Annotated in this window: 22 protein-coding genes; 18 read left to right on the top strand and 4 right to left on the bottom strand. The window is 71.3% G+C overall.

The annotated features are described in order from the left end of the window. Positions 1-173 precede the first annotated feature (173 nt). The 10 genes from N8K70_RS00710 to N8K70_RS00665 all read left to right on the top strand — a co-directional run bounded on the left by N8K70_RS00710 (position 174) and on the right by N8K70_RS00665 (position 7,271). Positions 174-1,403: an exonuclease domain-containing protein gene (locus tag N8K70_RS00710; protein ID WP_317139693.1), complete on the top strand. Its 1,230-nt coding sequence runs from the start codon at positions 174-176 to the stop codon at positions 1,401-1,403. A gap of 72 nt (positions 1,404-1,475) precedes the next feature. After that, the gene (locus N8K70_RS00705) at positions 1,476-1,739 is read left to right on the top strand and encodes a ribbon-helix-helix domain-containing protein (RefSeq protein WP_317139692.1); all 264 of its coding nucleotides are present in this window, start codon (positions 1,476-1,478) and stop codon (positions 1,737-1,739) included. Beyond that, on the top strand, positions 1,736-1,975 hold the full coding sequence (locus N8K70_RS00700; RefSeq protein ID WP_317139691.1) for a toxin: 240 nt from the start codon (positions 1,736-1,738) through the stop codon (positions 1,973-1,975). Before N8K70_RS00705 ends, N8K70_RS00700 begins: the two co-directional genes overlap by 4 nt. A 342-nt stretch (positions 1,976-2,317) precedes the next feature. Continuing rightward, positions 2,318-4,654 carry a phosphoribosylformylglycinamidine synthase subunit PurL gene (gene purL, locus N8K70_RS00695; protein WP_317139690.1) on the top strand — a complete coding sequence of 779 codons (2,337 nt, stop codon included), beginning with the start codon at positions 2,318-2,320 and terminating at the stop codon, positions 4,652-4,654. Between the two features lie 7 nt (positions 4,655-4,661). Beyond that, on the top strand, positions 4,662-4,814 hold the full coding sequence (locus tag N8K70_RS00690) for a hypothetical protein (protein WP_317139689.1): 153 nt from the start codon (positions 4,662-4,664) through the stop codon (positions 4,812-4,814). 170 nt (positions 4,815-4,984) lie between these two features. Then, positions 4,985-5,506 (top strand): Asp23/Gls24 family envelope stress response protein, encoded by a 522-nt coding sequence (locus tag N8K70_RS00685; RefSeq protein WP_317139688.1) that lies wholly within the window; start codon positions 4,985-4,987, stop codon positions 5,504-5,506. Beyond that, the gene (locus N8K70_RS00680; RefSeq protein ID WP_317139687.1) at positions 5,503-5,691 is read left to right on the top strand and encodes a DUF2273 domain-containing protein; all 189 of its coding nucleotides are present in this window, start codon (positions 5,503-5,505) and stop codon (positions 5,689-5,691) included. Before N8K70_RS00685 ends, N8K70_RS00680 begins: the two co-directional genes overlap by 4 nt. After that, entirely contained in the window at positions 5,691-6,080 is a 390-nt protein-coding gene (locus tag N8K70_RS00675; RefSeq protein ID WP_317139686.1) for an Asp23/Gls24 family envelope stress response protein, read from the top strand. The genes N8K70_RS00680 and N8K70_RS00675 overlap by 1 nt, the downstream gene beginning before the upstream one ends. Beyond that, the gene (locus N8K70_RS00670; protein WP_317139685.1) at positions 6,077-6,652 is read left to right on the top strand and encodes an Asp23/Gls24 family envelope stress response protein; all 576 of its coding nucleotides are present in this window, start codon (positions 6,077-6,079) and stop codon (positions 6,650-6,652) included. Before N8K70_RS00675 ends, N8K70_RS00670 begins: the two co-directional genes overlap by 4 nt. Positions 6,653-6,656: 4 nt before the next feature. Next, entirely contained in the window at positions 6,657-7,271 is a 615-nt protein-coding gene (locus N8K70_RS00665; RefSeq protein WP_317139684.1) for a hypothetical protein, read from the top strand. Positions 7,272-7,370: 99 nt separating this feature from the next. Here the strand turns inward: N8K70_RS00665 and phoA are convergent, their stop codons facing one another. Then, on the bottom strand, positions 7,371-9,302 hold the full coding sequence (gene phoA / locus N8K70_RS00660; RefSeq protein ID WP_317139683.1) for an alkaline phosphatase: 1,932 nt from the start codon (positions 9,300-9,302) through the stop codon (positions 7,371-7,373). 164 nt (positions 9,303-9,466) lie between these two features. On the opposite strand from phoA, the gene N8K70_RS00655 reads away from it, so the two are divergent. Both N8K70_RS00655 and N8K70_RS00650 read left to right on the top strand, forming a co-directional pair. Then, positions 9,467-10,225, top strand: coding sequence for a hypothetical protein (locus N8K70_RS00655; protein WP_317139682.1), 759 nt, complete (start codon positions 9,467-9,469; stop codon positions 10,223-10,225). Then, on the top strand, positions 10,222-11,142 hold the full coding sequence (locus N8K70_RS00650; RefSeq protein WP_317139681.1) for an alpha/beta hydrolase: 921 nt from the start codon (positions 10,222-10,224) through the stop codon (positions 11,140-11,142). The genes N8K70_RS00655 and N8K70_RS00650 overlap by 4 nt, the downstream gene beginning before the upstream one ends. A 28-nt stretch (positions 11,143-11,170) precedes the next feature. On the opposite strand, the gene N8K70_RS00645 is transcribed toward N8K70_RS00650, so the two are convergent. Beyond that, entirely contained in the window at positions 11,171-11,773 is a 603-nt protein-coding gene (locus N8K70_RS00645) for a winged helix-turn-helix domain-containing protein (RefSeq protein ID WP_317139680.1), read from the bottom strand. Positions 11,774-11,852: 79 nt separating this feature from the next. Here N8K70_RS00645 and N8K70_RS00640 point away from each other — a divergent pair, with 79 nt between their 5' ends. From N8K70_RS00640 to N8K70_RS00620, 5 genes are read left to right on the top strand one after another with little or no spacing between them, the layout of a single operon-like run. Next, the gene (locus N8K70_RS00640) at positions 11,853-12,995 is read left to right on the top strand and encodes an MFS transporter (protein ID WP_317139679.1); all 1,143 of its coding nucleotides are present in this window, start codon (positions 11,853-11,855) and stop codon (positions 12,993-12,995) included. Further along, entirely contained in the window at positions 12,943-13,149 is a 207-nt protein-coding gene (locus N8K70_RS00635; RefSeq protein WP_317139678.1) for a hypothetical protein, read from the top strand. The genes N8K70_RS00640 and N8K70_RS00635 overlap by 53 nt, the downstream gene beginning before the upstream one ends. Before the next feature lie 60 nt (positions 13,150-13,209). Beyond that, the gene (locus tag N8K70_RS00630; RefSeq protein WP_317139677.1) at positions 13,210-13,605 is read left to right on the top strand and encodes a GntR family transcriptional regulator; all 396 of its coding nucleotides are present in this window, start codon (positions 13,210-13,212) and stop codon (positions 13,603-13,605) included. Beyond that, complete coding sequence (locus tag N8K70_RS00625; RefSeq protein ID WP_317139676.1) at positions 13,602-14,522, top strand: ABC transporter ATP-binding protein; 921 nt, start codon at positions 13,602-13,604, stop codon at positions 14,520-14,522. Before N8K70_RS00630 ends, N8K70_RS00625 begins: the two co-directional genes overlap by 4 nt. Continuing rightward, positions 14,519-15,256, top strand: coding sequence for a hypothetical protein (locus N8K70_RS00620; RefSeq protein ID WP_317139675.1), 738 nt, complete (start codon positions 14,519-14,521; stop codon positions 15,254-15,256). The genes N8K70_RS00625 and N8K70_RS00620 overlap by 4 nt, the downstream gene beginning before the upstream one ends. A 115-nt stretch (positions 15,257-15,371) precedes the next feature. Here the strand turns inward: N8K70_RS00620 and N8K70_RS00615 are convergent, their stop codons facing one another. Continuing rightward, positions 15,372-15,680, bottom strand: a complete 309-nt coding sequence (locus N8K70_RS00615; protein WP_317139674.1) for a chorismate mutase — start codon at positions 15,678-15,680, stop codon at positions 15,372-15,374. Positions 15,681-15,739: 59 nt separating this feature from the next. Between N8K70_RS00615 and N8K70_RS00610 the strand changes: the two genes are divergently transcribed. Further along, complete coding sequence (locus N8K70_RS00610; RefSeq protein WP_317139673.1) at positions 15,740-16,852, top strand: AI-2E family transporter; 1,113 nt, start codon at positions 15,740-15,742, stop codon at positions 16,850-16,852. 17 nt (positions 16,853-16,869) lie between these two features. Here N8K70_RS00610 and N8K70_RS00605 read toward each other — a convergent pair whose 3' ends face one another. Further along, positions 16,870-18,273: a lactonase family protein gene (locus N8K70_RS00605; protein ID WP_317139672.1), complete on the bottom strand. Its 1,404-nt coding sequence runs from the start codon at positions 18,271-18,273 to the stop codon at positions 16,870-16,872. Positions 18,274-18,280 lie beyond the last annotated feature (7 nt).

Raw genomic sequence — 18,280 nt, 5'->3', positions numbered from 1 at the left:
AGAGAAGCGCCAACTGATCCGCCGTCAACCAGACGGTGTCATCCCCCGCGCGCACTTCCAACGTGACGGCGCCGTCCGAGGACTCGTGGAGTTCAATGCCCTCCATGTGCTGACGCAACCACGAGCCTCCGACCTCGAAGCCCTCCGTCCATCCGCTCCGCTATGTTTCGTTCGTGACCTCCCTCGCCCCATCCGGCCCTCTCGGCTTCGCGACCATCGACTTCGAGACCACCGGGGTCATCCCCGAGCGGACCGACCGCGCGATCGAGGTCGCCGTCGTCCACTCCGACCCGGACGGCACGATCACGGGACAGTGGGAGACGCTCATCAACCCCGCCCGCGACCTCGGACGTCAGGACATCCACCAGATCTCGGCGCGCGAGATCCTCCGAGCTCCCCGGTTCGGCGATATCGCCGCGGAGCTCGTGGAGCTGCTGTCGGGCCGAGTGGTCGTCGCGCACAACGCCTCGTTCGACCTGCGGTTCCTCAGCGCGGAGCTGAGCCGGATCGGCTACTGGGCCGGCGCGCCGTTCACGTCGGCGTGCACGATGCAGCTCGCTCGCACCTATCTGGGCGGCGGCCTGTCGCTGGCGGACTGCTGCGCGGCGTTCGACATCGAGCTGGCAGGGGCACACCGCGCGAGCGTCGATGCGCTCGCGACAGCACAGCTCCTGGGCGGCTACATCGCGAGCACGGGCGTGGACGAATGGACTCCGCTTCTGGTCTCTGCACCGCCACTCTCCCCGCTCAGCACCCCGCGCGTCCCCTGGTACCCGCGTGAGAGTGCGGGCACATACCGCGCCTCGTTCCTGGAGCGGATCGCATCCCGAGTGCCGGATGTCTCGAGCGACGCCGACCAGGCCAGCTACCTCGCCCTCGTCGAGCGCTGCCTGCTCGACCGCCACCTCTCCGAGCACGAGAAGGACGCCCTGATCGACCTCGCCGATCGGCTCGGCATCGGCCATGAGACGGCGAACCATCTCCATCTCACCTACTTCCGCGCTCTTGCGGAGATCGCGTGGGCTGACGGGGTTCTCACGGATGACGAACGCGATGACCTCGTCCTCGTCGCACACCTGCTCTCCATCGGCGAGCGCGCCACAGCCGCCGCGCTCGTGCGTCCAGCGCAGCCCACACCCGCGCCCTCGTCCGACGATGCCTTCTCCCTGGAGCCCGGCGACCTCATCACGCTTACGGGAGAGATGCGGCGACCCCGGAACGAGTGGCAGGCGATCATCGCCGAACGCGGTTTCACCGCGAAGGACGCCGTCACGAAGAAGGTGCGGCTCGTCGCCGCCGCCGATCCGGACTCGCTCTCCGGCAAGGCGCGGAAGGCCCGCGACTACGGCATCCCGGTGGTGAGCGAGGAAGGGCTGGCGCGGTTGCTCGGGGTGAGCGGTTGAGCGGCTGGTCGTCGCGTAGGAAGGATGGACGAACCACTCGACGGTGATCGATTTTCGTTATACATTAATACCATGACCGACCGCGAGACGATCAACGGCGTTCCCGTGACAAACGAGCAGATCAACGCCTGGGCCGACGAGGCCGACGTTGGCTATGACGTCGAGGCACTCAAGAAGCGCGGCCGGGGTAGACCCGGACGAGGCGCTGAGCCCGCGCAGGTCATCGCACTTCGGCTCACGGCGGATGAGCTGGCGGCCGTCGACGCACGAGCCGCCCGCGAGCACAAGACGCGTTCCGAGGCGATCCGCGACGCGCTGGCCGCATATGCGGCATGAAGGCTCACGATTCCGCTCTCAGGCATGGGATCTCCGCGGAAGACGCGATCCACGCAGCGACCTGGCCGCTATGGATCGATGATCTCGAGGAGGACAGCCCTGCACGCCAACTTCGTCTGGGCTTCGATACACAAGGCCGCCTGCTCGAGACGGTCGTTCTGACCTTCGACAGCGGCAACGAGCTGGTCATCCATGCGATGAAGGCCCGCCCACAGATGCTCGATCTTCTTCCGTAGAAGCGGGACCGACCCGGCGCGTGCGGGAGTTCAAACGGCGCGCAGACAGCGGCGAGACGCGCGGGGTTATTGGATCAGTAGTTCACGTGCGTACCAGTCGCAACCCGTCGACCTTCCCTTGCTCACATTGGGTCCCTCGTGCTTCCTCACCGCAACGAAGGATCCGGTCCCCCCTCGCGGATCTAAGCAGAAGATACGTCGACAGATGCCGTGCGCCTGTCGAGAACCAATCCTCGGCCGCGTTCACCCACCTTGTCGAACCGAGAGATCGCCGGCCCTCCCCACCACCCCGACTAGACTGGCTCCCGTCCGCTCCCCCTCGCCCCTCCAGGAGCCCCTCGCGTGACCACGCCCGCCTCAGCCGCGAACGCAAGCCCCCACACCGTCGCCGACACCGTCGCGAACGCGGCGGCCACGCCCGAGAAGGAGCAGCCGTACGACGCGCTGGGCCTGAAGCCCGACGAGTACGCGCAGATCAAGGCCATCCTCGGGCGGCGCCCCACGAGCGGCGAGCTGGCGATGTACTCCGTGATGTGGAGCGAGCACTGCTCCTACAAGAGCTCCAAGAACTACCTGCGCCGCTTCGGCCAGAAGGTGTCCGACGAGATGAAGACCCGCCTCATGGTCGGGATGGGCCAGAACGCGGGCGTCGTCGACGTCGGCGAGGGCTGGGCCGTGACCTTCAAGGTCGAGTCGCACAACCACCCCAGCTACATCGAGCCGTTCCAGGGAGCGGCGACCGGGGTCGGCGGCATCGTGCGCGACATCATCTCGATGGGCGCACGCCCCGTGGCGGTCATGGACCAGCTGCGCTTCGGCGCCGTCGACCACCCCGACACCGCCCGCGTCGTGCACGGGGTCGTCTCCGGCATCTCGTCATACGGCAACTGCCTGGGCCTTCCGAACATCGGCGGCGAGACGGTGTTCGACTCCGTCTACCAGGCCAACCCCCTCGTCAACGCGCTCGCGGTCGGCGTCCTGCGCCACGAGGACATCCGCCTCGCCAACGCCACGGGCCCGGGAAACAAGGTCGTCCTCTTCGGCGCCCGCACGGGCGGCGACGGCATCGGCGGGGCGTCCATCCTCGCCTCCGACACCTTCGCCGACGGCGGCCCGACCAAGCGCCCCGCGGTGCAGGTGGGCGACCCCTTCGCCGAGAAGGTGCTCATCGAGTGCTGCCTCGAGCTCTACTCGGGCGACCTCGTGGAGGCCATCCAGGACCTCGGCGCCGCCGGCATCTCGTGCGCCACGAGCGAGCTGGCCGCCAACGGCGGCTCGGGCATGAGGGTCGAGCTGACGAACGTGCTCCTCCGCGACCCCTCGCTCACGGCCGAGGAGATCCTCATGAGCGAGTCGCAGGAGCGCATGATGGCGATCGTCGCGCCCGAGAAGCTCGACGCGTTCCTCGCCGTGACGAGCAAGTGGGATGTCGAGACGAGCGTCCTCGGCGAGGTCACGGGCGACGGCCGCCTCGTCATCACGTGGGACGGCGAGACCATCGTCGACGTCGACCCCTCGACGGTCGCGGTCGACGGCCCCGTCTACGACCGCCCCGTCTCCTACCCGACGTGGATCGACGCCCTCCAGGCCGACAGTGCCGCGTCGCTCCCGCGACCCACCGAGCCCGAGGCCGTCCGCGAGCAGTTCGCCCGGCTCGTGTCGAGCCCCAACCTCGCCGACACGTCGTGGATCACGAACCAGTACGACTACTACGTGCTCGGCAACACGGCGCTGTCGTTCCCCGACGACGCGGGCATGATCCGCGTCGACGAGGAGTCGGGCCTCGGCTTCTCGATCGCCACCGACGCCAACGGCCGCTACTGCCAGCTCGACCCCTACGCGGGCGCGCAGCTGGCCCTCGCGGAGGCGTACCGCAACGTCGCCGTCACGGGCGCCGTGCCGACCGCGGTCACCGACTGCCTCAACTTCGGCAGCCCGGAGAACCCCGAGGTGATGTGGCAGTTCGGCCAGGCCGTCGACGGCCTGTCGGACGCCTGCCTGGAGCTCGGCGTGCCGGTCACGGGCGGCAACGTGTCGTTCTACAACCAGACGGGCGACACCCCCATCCACCCGACCCCCGTCGTCGGCGTGCTGGGCATCATCGACGACGTCGCGCGCCGCATCCCGAGCGGATGGCAGGACGCGGGCGAGAACATCTACCTCCTCGGCACGACGCGGGCCGAGCTCGACGGGTCGGCGTGGGCGGACGTCGTCCACGGCCACCTCGGCGGACGCCCGCCGGCGGTCGACCTCGCGGGCGAGCGCACGCTCGCGGGCCTCATCCGCGCGGGCGCCGAGCAGGGGCTCATCTCCTCGGCGCACGACCTCTCGGAGGGCGGCCTCGGCCAGGCCCTCGCGGAGGGCGTGCTGCGCTTCGGCGTGGGGGCGCGGGTCTGGCTGAGCGGGATCGCCGAGCGCGACGGCGTGGACGCCGCGACGGCGCTGTTCAGCGAGTCGACGGGCCGCGTCATCGTCACGGTGCCGCGCGAGGAGGACGTGAAGTTCCGCGGCCTCTGCGCCGGGCGCGACTACCCCGTGCTGCGCATCGGCGTCACCGACCCCGTCTCCGACCTCGAGGTGCAGGACGTCTTCACGTTCTCCGCCGCCGAGCTGCGGGGCCTGTCCACCTCGACGCTGCCGAGGCACTTCGGCCCCACCGTCGTCGAGCCGGTCGTCTGAGCCGCGCATGAGCACCGACGGTCCCGACCCCGACGACACCGAGCTGTACTCCAGCCGCCGCAACCGGCGCGTCCGCGCGACGGCCTGGGTCGTCATCATCGCCCTCATCCTCACCGGCGGGGGCGCGGCGGTGTTCTCGCTGCTCGCCGGCGTGGTCTGACGCCGAACCGCGACCCTCGGGTCCCCTCCTCACTTCTGCGCACCCTTCCGACCTTTCTGTGACGATTCCATCCGGGCATCCGTCCTATCTGTAGAGCGAACGAATCGCTCCCGGACTCAGCCGAGAACGTGGTTGCGTCCGGCCGTCGTGAACAGATAAGAGGACCTGAGATGGTTGACGAAGACCAGACGAGCACCTTCACCGAGGCCACGTCGCGCAAGACCGCGGCGCCGCAGCCGGCGGCAACGCCCGGATCGCGCGTGGACAAGGTGGATCGACCCGCCCCCTCCGGCGAGAAGGCCCAGGAGGGCACGACGGGCCACACGACGATCGCCGACGGCGTCGTCGCGAAGGTCGCCGGCATCGCCGCCCGCGAGGTGTCGGGCGTCTACGCGCTCGGCGGCGGCGGAGCGCGCACCCTCGGCGCCATCCGCGATGCGATCAACGCGACCGACCTCACGCAGGGCGTGAAGGTCGAGGTCGGCGAGACGCAGGCCGCGGCCGACATCACGATCGTCGTGGAGTACCCCGCGCCGGTCCAGGACGTGGCGTCGCAGGTGCGCGCGGCCGTGACGCGAGCGATCTCGCAGCTCGTGGGCCTCGAGGTCGTCGAGGTCAACGTCGCCGTGGACGACGTCCACCTGCCGACGGATGACAACGACGACGAGAACGAGGAGTCGCGGGTCTCATGAGCGCCACTGCCTCCGGTGCGCTGATCGGTTCGGTTCTCGCTCTGGCTGCACTGGCGTTCGGCTTCTGGGGATTCCTCCTCGTCGCCGTCTTCGCGGGGATCGGCGCGATCATCGGCCGCGTCGCGACGGGGCAGCTGGACGTGCGCGCCGTCGCGAACGCCTTCACAGGACGGCGCACGTCGTAATGGACGCGCGCCTGAGCGGCCTCTCCGAGCCGCCGGGGACGGAGGACGGAGAGGCCGCCCCCGCCGGCCGGATCGAGGTGAGGGAGCGCGTGCTCCGCAAGATCGCCCGGACGGCGTCGGCGAGCGCGATCGGGATCGATTCCGGAGACGTGACCGCCCACGTGGTGGACCATCGCGGCGGGATCGCCGTGCGGGTGCGCGCTCCCCTTCCGGTCCCCGATCTCGCCGACGACCTCGCCGTCGGCAACGCCACATCCGTCATAGACCGTGCACGCGCCCTCCAGGAGGATCTGCACACCCGGCTGACGCAGATCCTCGGCCGGGACGTGAAGCGCGTGGAGATCACCATCGACGGCGCTCGCGTGAACAGGAAGGGGAGGGTGAGATGAGCAACGCCATCCTGAACCGGATCGTGCGACGTGAGACGCACACGCCCCGCACGACGGCGATGTTCGTCGTGGTGCTGCTCCTCGCGGCCGCGCTCGTGTACCTGGCGGTCGAGGAGATCCTGCATCTCTCGGGCGTGGGCCCGCTGCTGTGGTCGCCGGTCGACATGGTCGCCTGGGCCTCGGCCCTTCCGACGGAGCAGCCCCGCGGGGCCGTCGCCGTCGGCGCCGCGGTCGTCGTGCTCGCCGGCATCGTGCTGCTGGTGCTCGCCGTCGCCCCGGGGCGTCGTTCGAGGCATGCGCTCGACGCGACGGACCACGCCGTGCTCGTCGACAACGGCGTCATCGCCTCCGCGCTGTCCCGCCGCCTCTCGGAGGAGACGGGGCTGAGCCCGGATGCGATCGTCGTGGGCGTCGGCCACCGCACGGCGGATGTGACCGTGAAGCCCGAGACCGGATGGTCCCTCGACGAGCGTCACGTCCGCGAGATCGCCGATGCGGAGATCTCGCGCTACGGCCTCTCCCCGTCGCTCAAGACGCGCGTGCGCATCTCGCGCGCCGGACAAGGAGGCTGACGCCATGAACAACACCAACAGGGCGCTCAACCGGATCGTGCTGGCCGTGACCGGGCTCGTCCTGGTCGTCGTCGGCGCGGCCGTGCTGACGACGCTCGCCTGGCCTGTCGCCGCGACGCTGTGGCACGACGGCGCACGGGCGACGCAGGACTGGTTCGCCTCCGCGGTCGACGCCAGCCGGATCAGCGGGTCCGAGGTGAGCTGGATCGAGGTCGCCCTGGTGGCGGCGCCCATCGTCCTCGCCGTGCTGCTCCTGCTCATCCCGATCCGCGTCATCGCGCGCCGGTCGCATCCCCGCGAGGCGGGAGTGCACGACGAGACCCCGCTCGGGCGCATCGTCGTGTCGGAGGACTTCGCCTCCGACGCCATCCGCCAGTCGCTCACGCAGCGCGACGAGATCCTCGCGGTCAACGTCGGCGTGCGGCAGACGAGGGCCGCGCAGGTGCTGCACGTGAGCGTCACGCCACGGCAGAGCACCCCGCCGCTCGACGTCACGGACACGGTCGACCGGCTGCTCGCGAACCTCACGGCCCTCACCGGACGGAGCCTGCCCGCGGTGATCTCCATCCACTCGGGCCTGCGCACGCGGCTCGCCGGAGACCAGCGCCGCGTCGACTGACCCGGGCGCTCGACGCCGGCGACGACGTGACACCCGCCAGACGGCGAGAGACCCGAGAGCACCGCCCTCGTCGAGGGTGGTGCTCTCGGGTTCGTCGGCTCAGAGCTTGCCGGCCAGTCCGCCGCGCCGGCGCAGCGTCAGGAGTCCGCCGGCGGCGAGAGCCGTCAGCGCCGCTCCGGCGAGCACGAACGACACCGTGCCGCCCGTCGAGTTGAGCGGCGGCGTCCGGGAGTCTCCCGGCGGCAGGCCCGCCTCGGACTCGGGCGTCTCTCCGGGCGAAGGAGCCTCCGTGGCCTCCGGCGTCGGCGTCTCCGACGGTGCCGGTGCCGGTGCCGCACCGTCGGCGACGTCCACCTCCACGGCGAGCGCCGTTCCCGTCTGCGTTCCGGTGAGCGCCACGGTGAACGAGCCGGGCTCGTCCGGGGCCGTCACGGTGAACGAGGCCGCTCCGTCGATGATGTCGGCCTCTCCGAGGTCCGTCTCCGCACCGGCGACGGCGGCCACCTGACGGTCCCCGTACAGGTCGGCCACCGACACCGTGAACTCCTCGCCCGGCGCGATCCGCGCCACGTCGGCCGACGCCGTTCCGGAGGCGCTCAGCGCGGCGGCGTCGCGGTTCAGCGAAAGCGCCCCCGACGCCGTGAAGAACAGGTCCGTCTGGTCGGTCAGCCCCACGACGTTGGCGGCGCCGGGGCCGTAGGCGGCGATGCGCACCTGCGAGCCGGTGTGCTGCTGCGACTCCCCCTCGACGGCCGTGCCGTAAGACACGATGAGGTTCTGGCCCTCCTCCGTGAGCAGGTTGGCGCTCAGCCCCGGGGGCGTGCTCCCGACGATCTGGCTCGTGTGCGCGTGATCCGCGGTGACGACCACGAGCGTGTCGCCCTGCTCTTGGGCGTAGGACAGCGCGACCTGCACGGCCTCGTCGAGGTCGACGGTCTCGCCGATCTGCCCGCACGCGTCGGCCGCGTGGTCCCGCTTGTCGATGCTCGCGCCCTCGACCTGCAGGAAGAAGCCGTCCTCGCCGTCCAGCAGGTCGATCGCCTTCGACGTCAGCGACCCGAGCGAGAGACCCGACTCCAGGCGCTCCGGGTTCTCGGTGCAGCTCTGCGGCTCGAGGTCGCCGCCGCCGACGGCCGCCTCGGGACCCTGCCAGCGCACCGGGAAGTTCCCCTCGGTGAAGAGACCGAGGACGGGGCTCGTCTGATCCGCTGCCACGACCGCGTCGAGCTCCGCCGCGTCGCGGACGAGCTGGTAGCCGCGCGCCTCGGCCTGGTCGAACAGGCTCAGGCCCTCCCACTGACCGGCAGCGGCGACCTGGTCGAACGTCGCCGAGCCGCCGCCCAGCGTGACGTCGGGGCGCGCGTCGAGCAGCTGCTCGCTGACGGAGCCGAGGCCGCCGTTCTCGAGCGCCTCGTCGGCGCAGTCGATGCTCGTCTCCTCGGGGCCGTAGCATCCGCGCTTCGAGATGTGCGCGTACTCGGCGGCCGGAGTGGCGTCCTGGATCTCGGCCGTCGACACGTTGCCCGTCTTCAGGCCGTTGGCCTTCGCCAGCTCGAGCAGCGTGGCCTGGGGAGTGCCGTTCACGTCGACGCTGAGGCTGCCGTCGACGGCCTTCGTCCCCGTGGACCATGCCGACGCCGTCGATGCCGACTCGGAGGCGTAGTCCACGGCGCCGTCCTCGGTGACCGACCACGTCGTGTACGAGCCCGTCAGCGGCAGCGCATCGATTCCCGCGAGCTCTCCGCCGGCGCCTTCGGCGTAGTTGCGCGCCACGGTGATCTCCGAGTCGCCCATGCCGTCGCCGATGATCACGATGACGTTCTTCGCATCGCTGTCGAGGATGGAGTCGCGCAGCGCCTGCGCGCGGTCGTCGTCGTTGCGCGCGGCGCCGCCGTTCTCGGTGTACGACTCTCCGCTCGGCTCCTCGGCCGAAGCCGGCGCCGCCGTCAGCAGGCCGCCGGCGGCGACGAACGTCGCGACGACCAGAGCGGCCGCCGCTCGCGGCCGCGCACGTGTCCCGGGTGTCTTCATGATCTCCCTCTACCGTCGTGGACGCCGACCGGCGCCCGTGGTCGAGACAATCGACCCCAGGCGGCAGCAAGGCCACGGAAAGGTGAACGCGGGGTGACAGGCGCGTGATCGAACGGTGTCCTCCTGCCGTGTCAGCCGTGCCCCGCCCGCCTAACATGGGCGGTGTGGAACCCCTCTTCGCCTTCCTCGGGAGCTACTGGTGGCTCGCCTTCCCGCTCATGGGTGTGGCCAGCGGCCTGGCCGGATGGTGGTCGAAGCAGTCGAAGGAGCGCCACAGGCGCCGGCTCGAGGTCATCAAGGCCAAGAGCGAGGCGCGCGCCGTCGAGCTCGGCGCCCGCGCGCAGATCAAGGCGTCGAAGATCCGGGGCGCGGCGGACGACGACGTGGAGGCGTCGGATGCCGCGGGGCGACGGGATCGGCTGAAGCGGCTCATGACGACCCACGACGACGTCGTGCGCCGCTGGCTCGACTACGAGCTCGACGTCGGGAAGCTCATCGCGTTCCCCACCATGAGCGACGGGCGCCAGCCCCTCACGGCCGCGTTCCTGCGCGCGAAGAAGGTCGCCGACGGCCTGCGCCCGCCCTCCGCCGAGACGAGGACCGACCCGGAGACGCTCGCCGAGTACCGGGACGCGGTGCACGACTTCGAGGTCGCGTTCGACGTCGCCGAGCAGGATGCGCGCCGCGTGCGCGACAGCGGCTTCACCGAGACCGAGCGCAAGCGTCTCGAACGGGCGCAGCACCTGCTCCAGGTCGCGATCGACCAGTCCGCGACGACGGCGGAACGGCAGCTCGCCTACAAGCGCGTGCGCGAGGAGCTCGACGGGCTCATCGTCCTCTCCGACGACGCCGTCGAGGTGCTCGAGAAGCAGGTCGCGCCCGAGATCGAACCGCCGAAGCGCGCAGAAGGGCTGAATCCATGAGCCTGCTCACCACTCCGGCGGTCGCGAACGCGATCGCCCGGCTCATCCAGCGCGGACCCGGGCCACGCATCCGGGCCGAGATCGCGTTCGCCGAGCTCTCGGCCGAGACGCGGTCGCTGACGGTGCCGACGCGACACGGAGACGTCGGCGCGACGCTCTATCTCCCCGCCGAGCCGGCCTCCTCTCCGCCGGCGCTGTACGTGAACTTCCACGGTGGCGGCTACGTGATCCGGCATCCCGAGCAGGACGACCCCCTGTGCCGCTACCTCGCGGCGCACGCGGGCGTCGCCGTGCTGAACGTCGACTACGACGTGGCCCCGGGGCATCCGTTCCCCGTCGCCGTCGAAGAGGCGTACGACGCCGTCGTCTGGGCCGCCGGTCGGGACGGCACGTGGGACGGATCGCGCATCGTCGTGGGCGGTCAGAGCGCGGGCGGCGGACTCGCGGCGGCGGTCGCCCGGCAGGCTCTCGAACACGGGTCGCCCGCGCTCGCCCTGCAGGTGCTGCACTATCCGCCGCTCGACGTGACGACACCGGGCGACGAGAAGCACGCGGCCGGGAGGTCGATCATCTCCGTGCCCCTGACGCGGATCTTCGACACCGCCTACGCTCCGCGGCCGGATCAGAAGCGGCACCGGCTCGCCTCGCCGGCCTGGGGCGCGAACGCCGACGGCATCGAGGGCATCGCGCCGGCGCTCGTCATCACGTGCGGGCTCGACCGTCTCCACGACGAGGGCGTGCGCTATGCGGACCGCCTGCGTGAGGCCGGCGCCCTCGCCGAGCACGTCGACCTGCGGGGCGTCGACCACGGCTACAGCATCATGGGCTCCGATCGCGCGACCGTCGAACGCAGCTACCGGCTCATCGCGGGTCACGTGCGCCGGGCCGCGCGACCGGGGGACGCCGGCCACGCGTAGGCGCCCCCGCGCGAGCCCGTGAGCGCGGTCAGATCTCGTCGTCGGCCGCGATGAGGTCGATCGACCAGCGGCGGGCGCCGTCCTCCCCCGGCTGATGGAGGTCGCGCACCTCGTCGATCGCCTCGCCGATCTTCTCGAGGAGCGCGACCCATTCCGCGTCGGTGAGCCAGAGCGAGTACTGGTTGAACGTGCCGTGGATCTCGCGCGTCCGGCCGCTCGAGTACTCCGGCGCCCACTCGACGACCCGCCGGACGAGGTCCTGGTGCTCTCCGACGATGGCATGGAGCAGCGCGCCGCCGAGATGCTCGTCCTCCACCGGATGCTCGGGGCTGCCGAGCTGCCAGGCCATCCTCGCCGGCCGCCAGACACGATCGCGACGATCGCGCGCGTGCTCCGGCGCCTCCTCGATGAGCCCCGCATCGGCGAGGACCCGCAGGTGGAAGCTGATCTGGTTCGCCGGGAGACCGAGGTCGGCGGCGAGGTCGGCGGCCCGCGCGAACCCCCGACGCCCGAGGGCGTGCTCGAGCTGGAGACGCACCGGATGCGCTTTGGCCTTGAGCTGTTTCGCGGGGATGGTCGGTATCGCGTCGGGCCGCGCTTTCCTCCCCGCAGTGCCGTCGGATTCCGCCATCCCCCCACCCTACGCAAAGCTCATCCACAATTGCGCAACTAATATTGCGCAATGGACCTTGCTCATATACGGTGACCCCGTGCCCTCCGATGCCCCCGCGCCGCCGCACCGCCTCTCGCGCAACGGCCGCTACCTCGTCTGGCTCGCCAGCGACACCGCCTCGGGGCTGTCGAACGCCCTCGCGAGCTTCGCCATCCCGCTCCTCGCCCTCGTCGTGACGGACGACCCGGCACAGGCGGGCGCGATCGGCGCGGCCGGGATGGCGGCGCGCGTCGTCACGACGCTCGCCGGCGGCGTGATCGCCGACCGTCACCGGCGCCTGCGTCTCATGCTCGTCGGCGCCGTCGCCGGGCTCGTGCTCGCCGTCGCCTTCGCCGCGCTCGCGTGGTCGGACGCACTGACGTTCTCGACACTGCTCGCCGTCAACACGCTCATCACGGTGCGCTCCGGGCTGTTCGGCGCCGCGGGCGAATCCGCTCTCAAGGAGCTCGTTCCCGCCGAGGCGATCGGCCGCGCGCAGGCAGCGAACCAGGGCAGGGATGCTCTGCTGTCGCTCGTCGGCGGACCCCTCGGCGGCGTGCTCCTCGCGGCGGGCGGATGGCTCGTGGGCGCGGCGATGACGCTCTGCCAGCTCGTCGCCGCCGCGACGGCATGGGCGCTGCGACGAGGCAGGTGGGCGGGCATGGCCCCGGCGGGCGAGCAGCAGCCCACCCCCGATGCCCGGTCGTCCGCCCTGCGCGAGGCGCGGGACGGCATCGCCTGGCTGCTCGCACGACGCGATCTGCGCGACGTGCTGCTCGTCACGACGGTCGTGAACCTCGGCTTCACGGCGGGCACGACCGCCGTCATCTACGCGCTGCAGCAGGACGGCCGCTCGCCGGCGACCATCGGATGGGTCGCCGCAGGCCTCGGCGCGGCGATGCTCGTCGGCGCCGCCTTCGGGCCGGCCCTCGTGTCGCGCGTGCGAGCGGGCGCCCTTCTCGTCGGCGGGCTGGTCGCCGCGACCGGCGGCGTCCTCGCCCTCGCCTTCGTCGACGACCCGATCGCGATCGTCGGCGTGCTCGGCCTCGCCGTGCTCGGCATCCCGGCGCTGAACGCCGGACTCCTCGGATACTTCACCGTCGCGACGCCGAGCCGGCTGCTCGGACGCGCCAACAGCGACAGGGGCCATGCCGCTCGCACCGCTCATCGCAGGGCTCGGACTCTCCTGGTTCGGGCGTGAGGCGACCCTCGTCGCAGCCGCCGCGATCTGCCTCGTCGCGACCGCCCTCGCTGCGGCGAGCCCGAGCCTGCGCTCGCTCCCCGCCGAGCCGGGCTGGGCCGCCCATGCGCGGCGCTTCGGCAGCGAGCGGGGCGCACCCGTCCGGGAGCCTTGACATCTCTCCGCCTCCATGGTTCATTAGTCGAGTAACTAACCGACTCACCAGGAGGTCGCGGTGATCGAAGAAGGCCGACCGCTGTTCGTGCAGATCGCCGAGCAGGTCGAGGACTCGATCGTCGACGGCACCCTCTCCGAGGAGGCGCAGGCGCCGTCGACCAACGAGCTCGCCTCCTTCTACCGCATCAATCCCGCGACCGCGGCGAAGGGAGTGAACATGCTCGTCGACAAGGGCGTGGTCTACAAGCGCCGGGGCATCGGGATGTTCGTCGCCACGGGAGCCCGTGAGCTCCTCCTGAGCGAACGCCGCAGCGCCTTCGCCGATCGCTACGTCCAGCCGCTGCTCGCGGAGGCGCGCAAGCTCGGACTCGGCCCCGACGACGTCGCCGACCTCGTCCGCGTGAACGCCGCGCAGGCCATCCCGTCACCGTCCAGCTCGAAGGGAACCCCATGAACCCCGTGATCGAGGTCCGGAACCTCGCCAAGCGCTACAAGGACAAGGTCGCCCTGGACGGGGTGAGCTTCGACATCGAGAAGGACGCCGTCTACGGCTTCCTCGGCCGCAACGGCGCCGGCAAGACCACCGCCATGTCGATCCTCACGGCGCAGAGCTTCGCCACGAGCGGCGAGGTGCGCGTGTTCGGCGAGAACCCGTACGAGAACGCGCGCGTGCTGAGCCGCATGTGCTTCGTGCGAGAGAGCCAGAAGTATCCAGACGACGCCACGCCGCGTCATGCCTTCGCATCGGCCCGTCTGTTCTTCCCCCACTGGGACCAGGGGCTCGCGGACGAGCTCGTCGACGCCTTCCAGCTGCCGACGAAGCGCACCATCAAGAAGCTCTCGCGCGGGCAGCTCTCCGCCGTCGGCGTCGTCATCGGGCTCGCCTCGCGCGCCGAGATCACCTTCTTCGACGAGCCGTACCTCGGCCTCGACGCCGTCGCCCGGCAGATCTTCTACGACCGCCTGCTCGCCGACTACGCGGAGCACCCGCGCACGGTCCTCCTCTCGAGCCATCTGATCGACGAGGTCGCGAACCTCATCGAGCGCGTCCTCGTGATCGACGACGGCCGCATCATCATGGACGAGTCGACGGACGACGCCCGAGCGCAGGCGACGAACGTCGTCGGCGACGCCGCCGCCGCCGTGGAGGGGGCGATCCGCGGACGCGAGGTCATCCATCGCGAGAGCCTCGGCCGCGTCGTCTCCGTCACTGTCGCCGGCCCCCTCACCCGCCTCGAGCGCGCCGAGCTCGCCGAGGCGGGCCTCGAGGTCGCCCCCGTCTCGCTGCAGCAGCTCATCGTGCGCCGCACGCAGCACTCATCCGGCCGGGGCGAGTCCGCGGCGCCCGCTCAGGAAGGAGCCCTCCGATGACCGCCGTCGACCTCGGGCGGAGGCATCAGCCCGCCCCGCGCAGCCGCACGCTCGACGTCGTGCGCCTGCAGTTCATCAACACGCAGACCTTCGTCTGGGTGCCGCTCCTCGTGCTCGGCGGCTCATGGGTCATCACGATGCTCATCTACTGGATCCTCCGCACCGCCGGCGTGGAGGGAGCAATCGTCGGCGGAGGCGCGCAGGCGCCGCTGTGGTACTTCCTCGTCATCGGCGTCCAGGCGCTCGCGCTGTCGTTCCCCTTCTCGCAGGCCATGAGCCTCACGCGGCGGGAGTTCTTCGTCGGCTCGCTCGCCGCGGCCGCCGTGAGCGCCCTCGGGATGGCCGTCGTGTTCGTCCTCCTCGGTCTCGTGGAGCGGGCGACCGACGGGTACGGGTGGGAGTCCTACTTCGCTCGCCTCCCCTGGGTGTGGGAGGGCGGCGCCTTCGTCGCCGGACTCGGGTACTTCGTCGCGACGATGCTCATGTTCGTCATCGGCTTCTGGTTCGCCACGATCTACAAGAGGTTCGGGACGGCCGCGCTCACGATCGTGATCTTCGCCGTGGCGCTCGCCGTGCTCGGCGTCGTCGCGCTCGTGACCTGGCAGCGGGCGTGGCCCGAGGTCTGGGAGTGGATCCTGACCACCGGCGTCCTGGGGCTGACCCTCTGGGGCATCCTGCTGACCGTCGTGCTGGCCGCCGGCTCCTACCTGACCCTGCGGCGGATGCCCGTCTGACGTCTGCGGCACGGCACAACGCAGGAATTCCTCGTGGGCGAACCCGTCCGGTCCGCGCGATCTCGCGGGCCGGATTCTCGCCTCGGCCCGGATCTCCTGCGTTGTGTCGCCTCGCTCAGTCCTGGTGCTGCTCGGCGGCCTCGGTGTGGTGGCGGATGACCTCGGCGACGACGAAGTTGAACCACTTCTCGGCGAACTCGGGATCGAGGTGGGCGGCCTCCGCGAGCGTGCGCAGCCGCGCGACCTGCTGCTCCTCCCGGCCGGGATCGGAGGCGGGGAGGTCGTGCTCGGCCTTCAGCAGGCCGACCTGCTGCGTGCAGCGGAACCGCTCGGCGAGCATGTACACGAGCGCGGCGTCGATGTTGTCGATGCTCGCCCGAAGGCGCAGCAGCTCGGCTCGGGCTTCCTCGTTCGTCTCGCTCATGGTGTCGAGATTACCGGTGCGATCGAGGCGGCTCGTCCGAGAGCCCCTAGAGTGACGGGATGAGCTCAGCCGACTCGATCGACCCCGCCCCGACGGTCGCGGAACCGCCGCCGTCGCGCACGTTCTGGGCGTTCCTGCGTCAGCCCTTCGGCGCCGGATTCCTCCTGACGCTCGGCGGGCTCGCGGCGATCGCGGCGGGCAGCGCGATCTCGAGCCTGTCCACGATCCTCGTCTACATCGCCTTCGCACTCTTCATCTCCCTCGGCCTCGACCCCGCGGTCCGCTGGATCCAGGAGCGCGGGCTCGCGCGCGCCTGGTCCATCGTCATCGTCTGCGTCGCCTTCCTCGGCGCGCTGGCCGGCGTCCTGCTGCTCATCATCCCGACCGTGGTGCGGCAGATCTCGCAGTTCGTCGGCGACATCCCGTCCCTCTTCGCCGACCTCCAGTCGTCCGATCTGTACCTCTGGGTCGAGGACGCCTTCGGCGACCAGGTGGGCACGATCCTCCAGGACGCGCAGACCTTCCTCGCCGACCCGGCCAACATCGCCGCGATCGGCGGCGGCGTGCTGCAGGTGGGGACGACGATCGCGACCGCGGTCACGGGCGTCGTCATCGTCATCGTGCTGAGCCTGTACTTCCTCGCCACGCTCCCGGCGATGAAGACCTCGCTCACGCGACTCGCACCGGCGCGGAACCGGCCGACGATCGCAGACCTGACGGAGAAGATCACGTCATCGGTCGGAACCTACCTCGGCGGCATGATCGTCCTCGCCTTCGTCAACGCGGTGTTCGCCTTCGTGATGCACCTGATCCTCGGGCTTCCCTTCCCGCAGCTGATGGCCGTGACGGCGTTCTGCATCACGCTCATCCCGCTCGTCGGCTCGGTGCTGTTCTGGGCGATCGCGTCGACGCTCGCCCTCTTCACGAGCCCCGTGTCGGCGCTGATCTTCGCGATCGCCTACCTCGTATACATGCAGCTGGAGGCATATCTCCTGACGCCGCGCGTGATGAACCGCGCCATCTCGGTCCCCGGATCCCTCGTGGTGATCGGCGCCCTCGTCGGCGGCACGCTCCTCGGACTGCTCGGCGCGCTCATCGCCATCCCCGTCACCGCGTCGATCCTGCTCGTCCTCAAGGAGCTGCTCATCCCGCGCCAGGACGCGAAGGTCTGAGACGGCCGGCTCTTCTCTCAGCGCGTCGGGAGGAGGTGCGTGGGGGTCGGGACGGCCAGACGGTGCCGCGGGCGCGCGGGCACCCCCGTCCGGGCGTCGAGCGGCAGCGAGACGATCTCGTCCGAGCCCTGTCCGGCCACGAGCAGGGCGTCGCGCCCGACGACGTGATGGCGCGGGACGGCGGCTCCCGCCTCGACGAGCGCGACCCCGTCCAGCGTCCCGCCGTCGCCGCGCACGCGGAGCACGGCGATCGTGTCGCTGCCTCGCAGACCCGCGTAGAGGAACTCGCCGTCCCGTGACCGGGCGAGCTCGGCGCCCGTGTCGCCGTCGAGCGAGGCGCCCGAAGCCCGCATGCCGCCTCGCAGAGCCCAACGACCGTCGGGGCCCTGCGCGAGGACGAAGACCTCCCCGGAGAACTCCGTCAGCACGTAGAGGAAACCGCTCGGATGCCGCACGGTGTGGCGCGGGCCCGTGCCGAACGGCAGCACGACCTCGTGGTCGAGGACGAGCCCGCGCGCCGACGTCCGCCAGATGCGCACGAGGTCGAGGCCGAGATCGGTCGTCGCGACGCGTCCTCCGGGGAGGAACGCCGCCGAGTGCGCTCGGGACGGCCGGGGCTCGGCGGGCGCGCTCGGCGCGGCCTCGCGCAGGACGTCGCCGATGTCGGACGGCCGTCTCGCCGCGTCGAGGATGCCGCGCACGGCGGGGTCGTCGAAGGGGTCGCCCTTCACCTGCCCGAGGAGGGCACGGAGATCAGCCTCGGCGGAGCCGCCGTCGCCGCCCGCGAGCAGGGCGGCGAGAACGGCGGGATCGGCGTCGCCGTCGACGAGCGCACGGAGGTCCATGGCACCCGACCAGTCGGACGGGGCGGACGCCCCGCCCGCGTCGGCGAGGAGCGCGGCGATGTCGGCCGGCTCCGCACCCCGGCCCAGCAGATCGCGGACGTCGACCTCGCCCTCGCCCGCGAGGGCGTCGCCGAGGTCCGGCTCGGGGGCCGCCGCGTACGGGTCGGCCGCGGCATCGCCGAGCGCGGGGTTCCCGAGCGAGCCGTCGGAGCGGAGCGGCACGTGCACGACGCGTCCGTCGCCCCAGCACGACGCGATGAGGTGCGAGCCGTCCGCCGCGACCGCGATATGGCAGACCGCGGCTCCTGCTTCGATCGTCTCGCCGAGCGGCGCGAGGGACGCCTCCCCCGTCCGGGAGAACGCCGTCAGCCGGCCGTCCGCCTCGAGCGCCGCATAGACGACGTCGTGCGCCGGATGCGCGGCGAGCCATGACGCCGACTCCGTCGGCGCCGCGAGCCCGCGATCGGCGAGCACGCCTCCCGCCAGCGGGGACTCGGCCTCGCCCGCCGTGACGAGCGAGACGCCCTCCGACTCCCCGCCCTGCGCAGGACCCCATCCGCCGACCCAGAACCTCATGGCTTCC

The sequence above is a fragment of the Microbacterium sp. AB genome, from assembly GCF_032878875.1.
GTDB classification, from domain to species: domain Bacteria; phylum Actinomycetota; class Actinomycetes; order Actinomycetales; family Microbacteriaceae; genus Microbacterium; species Microbacterium betulae.
The sequence above is the reverse complement of the archived record's forward strand: the minus strand, read 5'-3'. Positions and strand labels throughout refer to the sequence as shown.

Excerpts from the sequence above, each read along its gene's own strand:
- N8K70_RS00675 (WP_317139686.1), top strand. The coding sequence starts at position 5,691 with ATGGACGCGCGCCTGAGCGGCCTCTCCGAGCCGCCGGGGACGGAGGAC.
- N8K70_RS00625 (WP_317139676.1), top strand. The coding sequence starts at position 13,602 with ATGAACCCCGTGATCGAGGTCCGGAACCTCGCCAAGCGCTACAAGGAC.
- N8K70_RS00605 (WP_317139672.1), bottom strand. The coding sequence starts at position 18,273 with ATGAGGTTCTGGGTCGGCGGATGGGGTCCTGCGCAGGGCGGGGAGTCG.
- N8K70_RS00685 (WP_317139688.1), top strand. The coding sequence starts at position 4,985 with ATGGTTGACGAAGACCAGACGAGCACCTTCACCGAGGCCACGTCGCGC.
- N8K70_RS00705 (WP_317139692.1), top strand. The coding sequence starts at position 1,476 with ATGACCGACCGCGAGACGATCAACGGCGTTCCCGTGACAAACGAGCAG.
- phoA (WP_317139683.1), bottom strand. The coding sequence starts at position 9,302 with ATGAAGACACCCGGGACACGTGCGCGGCCGCGAGCGGCGGCCGCTCTG.
- N8K70_RS00690 (WP_317139689.1), top strand. The coding sequence starts at position 4,662 with ATGAGCACCGACGGTCCCGACCCCGACGACACCGAGCTGTACTCCAGC.
- N8K70_RS00645 (WP_317139680.1), bottom strand. The coding sequence starts at position 11,773 with ATGGCGGAATCCGACGGCACTGCGGGGAGGAAAGCGCGGCCCGACGCG.
- N8K70_RS00635 (WP_317139678.1), top strand. The coding sequence starts at position 12,943 with ATGCCGCTCGCACCGCTCATCGCAGGGCTCGGACTCTCCTGGTTCGGG.
- N8K70_RS00680 (WP_317139687.1), top strand. The coding sequence starts at position 5,503 with ATGAGCGCCACTGCCTCCGGTGCGCTGATCGGTTCGGTTCTCGCTCTG.
- N8K70_RS00615 (WP_317139674.1), bottom strand. The coding sequence starts at position 15,680 with ATGAGCGAGACGAACGAGGAAGCCCGAGCCGAGCTGCTGCGCCTTCGG.
- N8K70_RS00665 (WP_317139684.1), top strand. The coding sequence starts at position 6,657 with ATGAACAACACCAACAGGGCGCTCAACCGGATCGTGCTGGCCGTGACC.
- N8K70_RS00700 (WP_317139691.1), top strand. The coding sequence starts at position 1,736 with ATGAAGGCTCACGATTCCGCTCTCAGGCATGGGATCTCCGCGGAAGAC.
- N8K70_RS00610 (WP_317139673.1), top strand. The coding sequence starts at position 15,740 with ATGAGCTCAGCCGACTCGATCGACCCCGCCCCGACGGTCGCGGAACCG.
- N8K70_RS00620 (WP_317139675.1), top strand. The coding sequence starts at position 14,519 with ATGACCGCCGTCGACCTCGGGCGGAGGCATCAGCCCGCCCCGCGCAGC.
- N8K70_RS00650 (WP_317139681.1), top strand. The coding sequence starts at position 10,222 with ATGAGCCTGCTCACCACTCCGGCGGTCGCGAACGCGATCGCCCGGCTC.
- N8K70_RS00670 (WP_317139685.1), top strand. The coding sequence starts at position 6,077 with ATGAGCAACGCCATCCTGAACCGGATCGTGCGACGTGAGACGCACACG.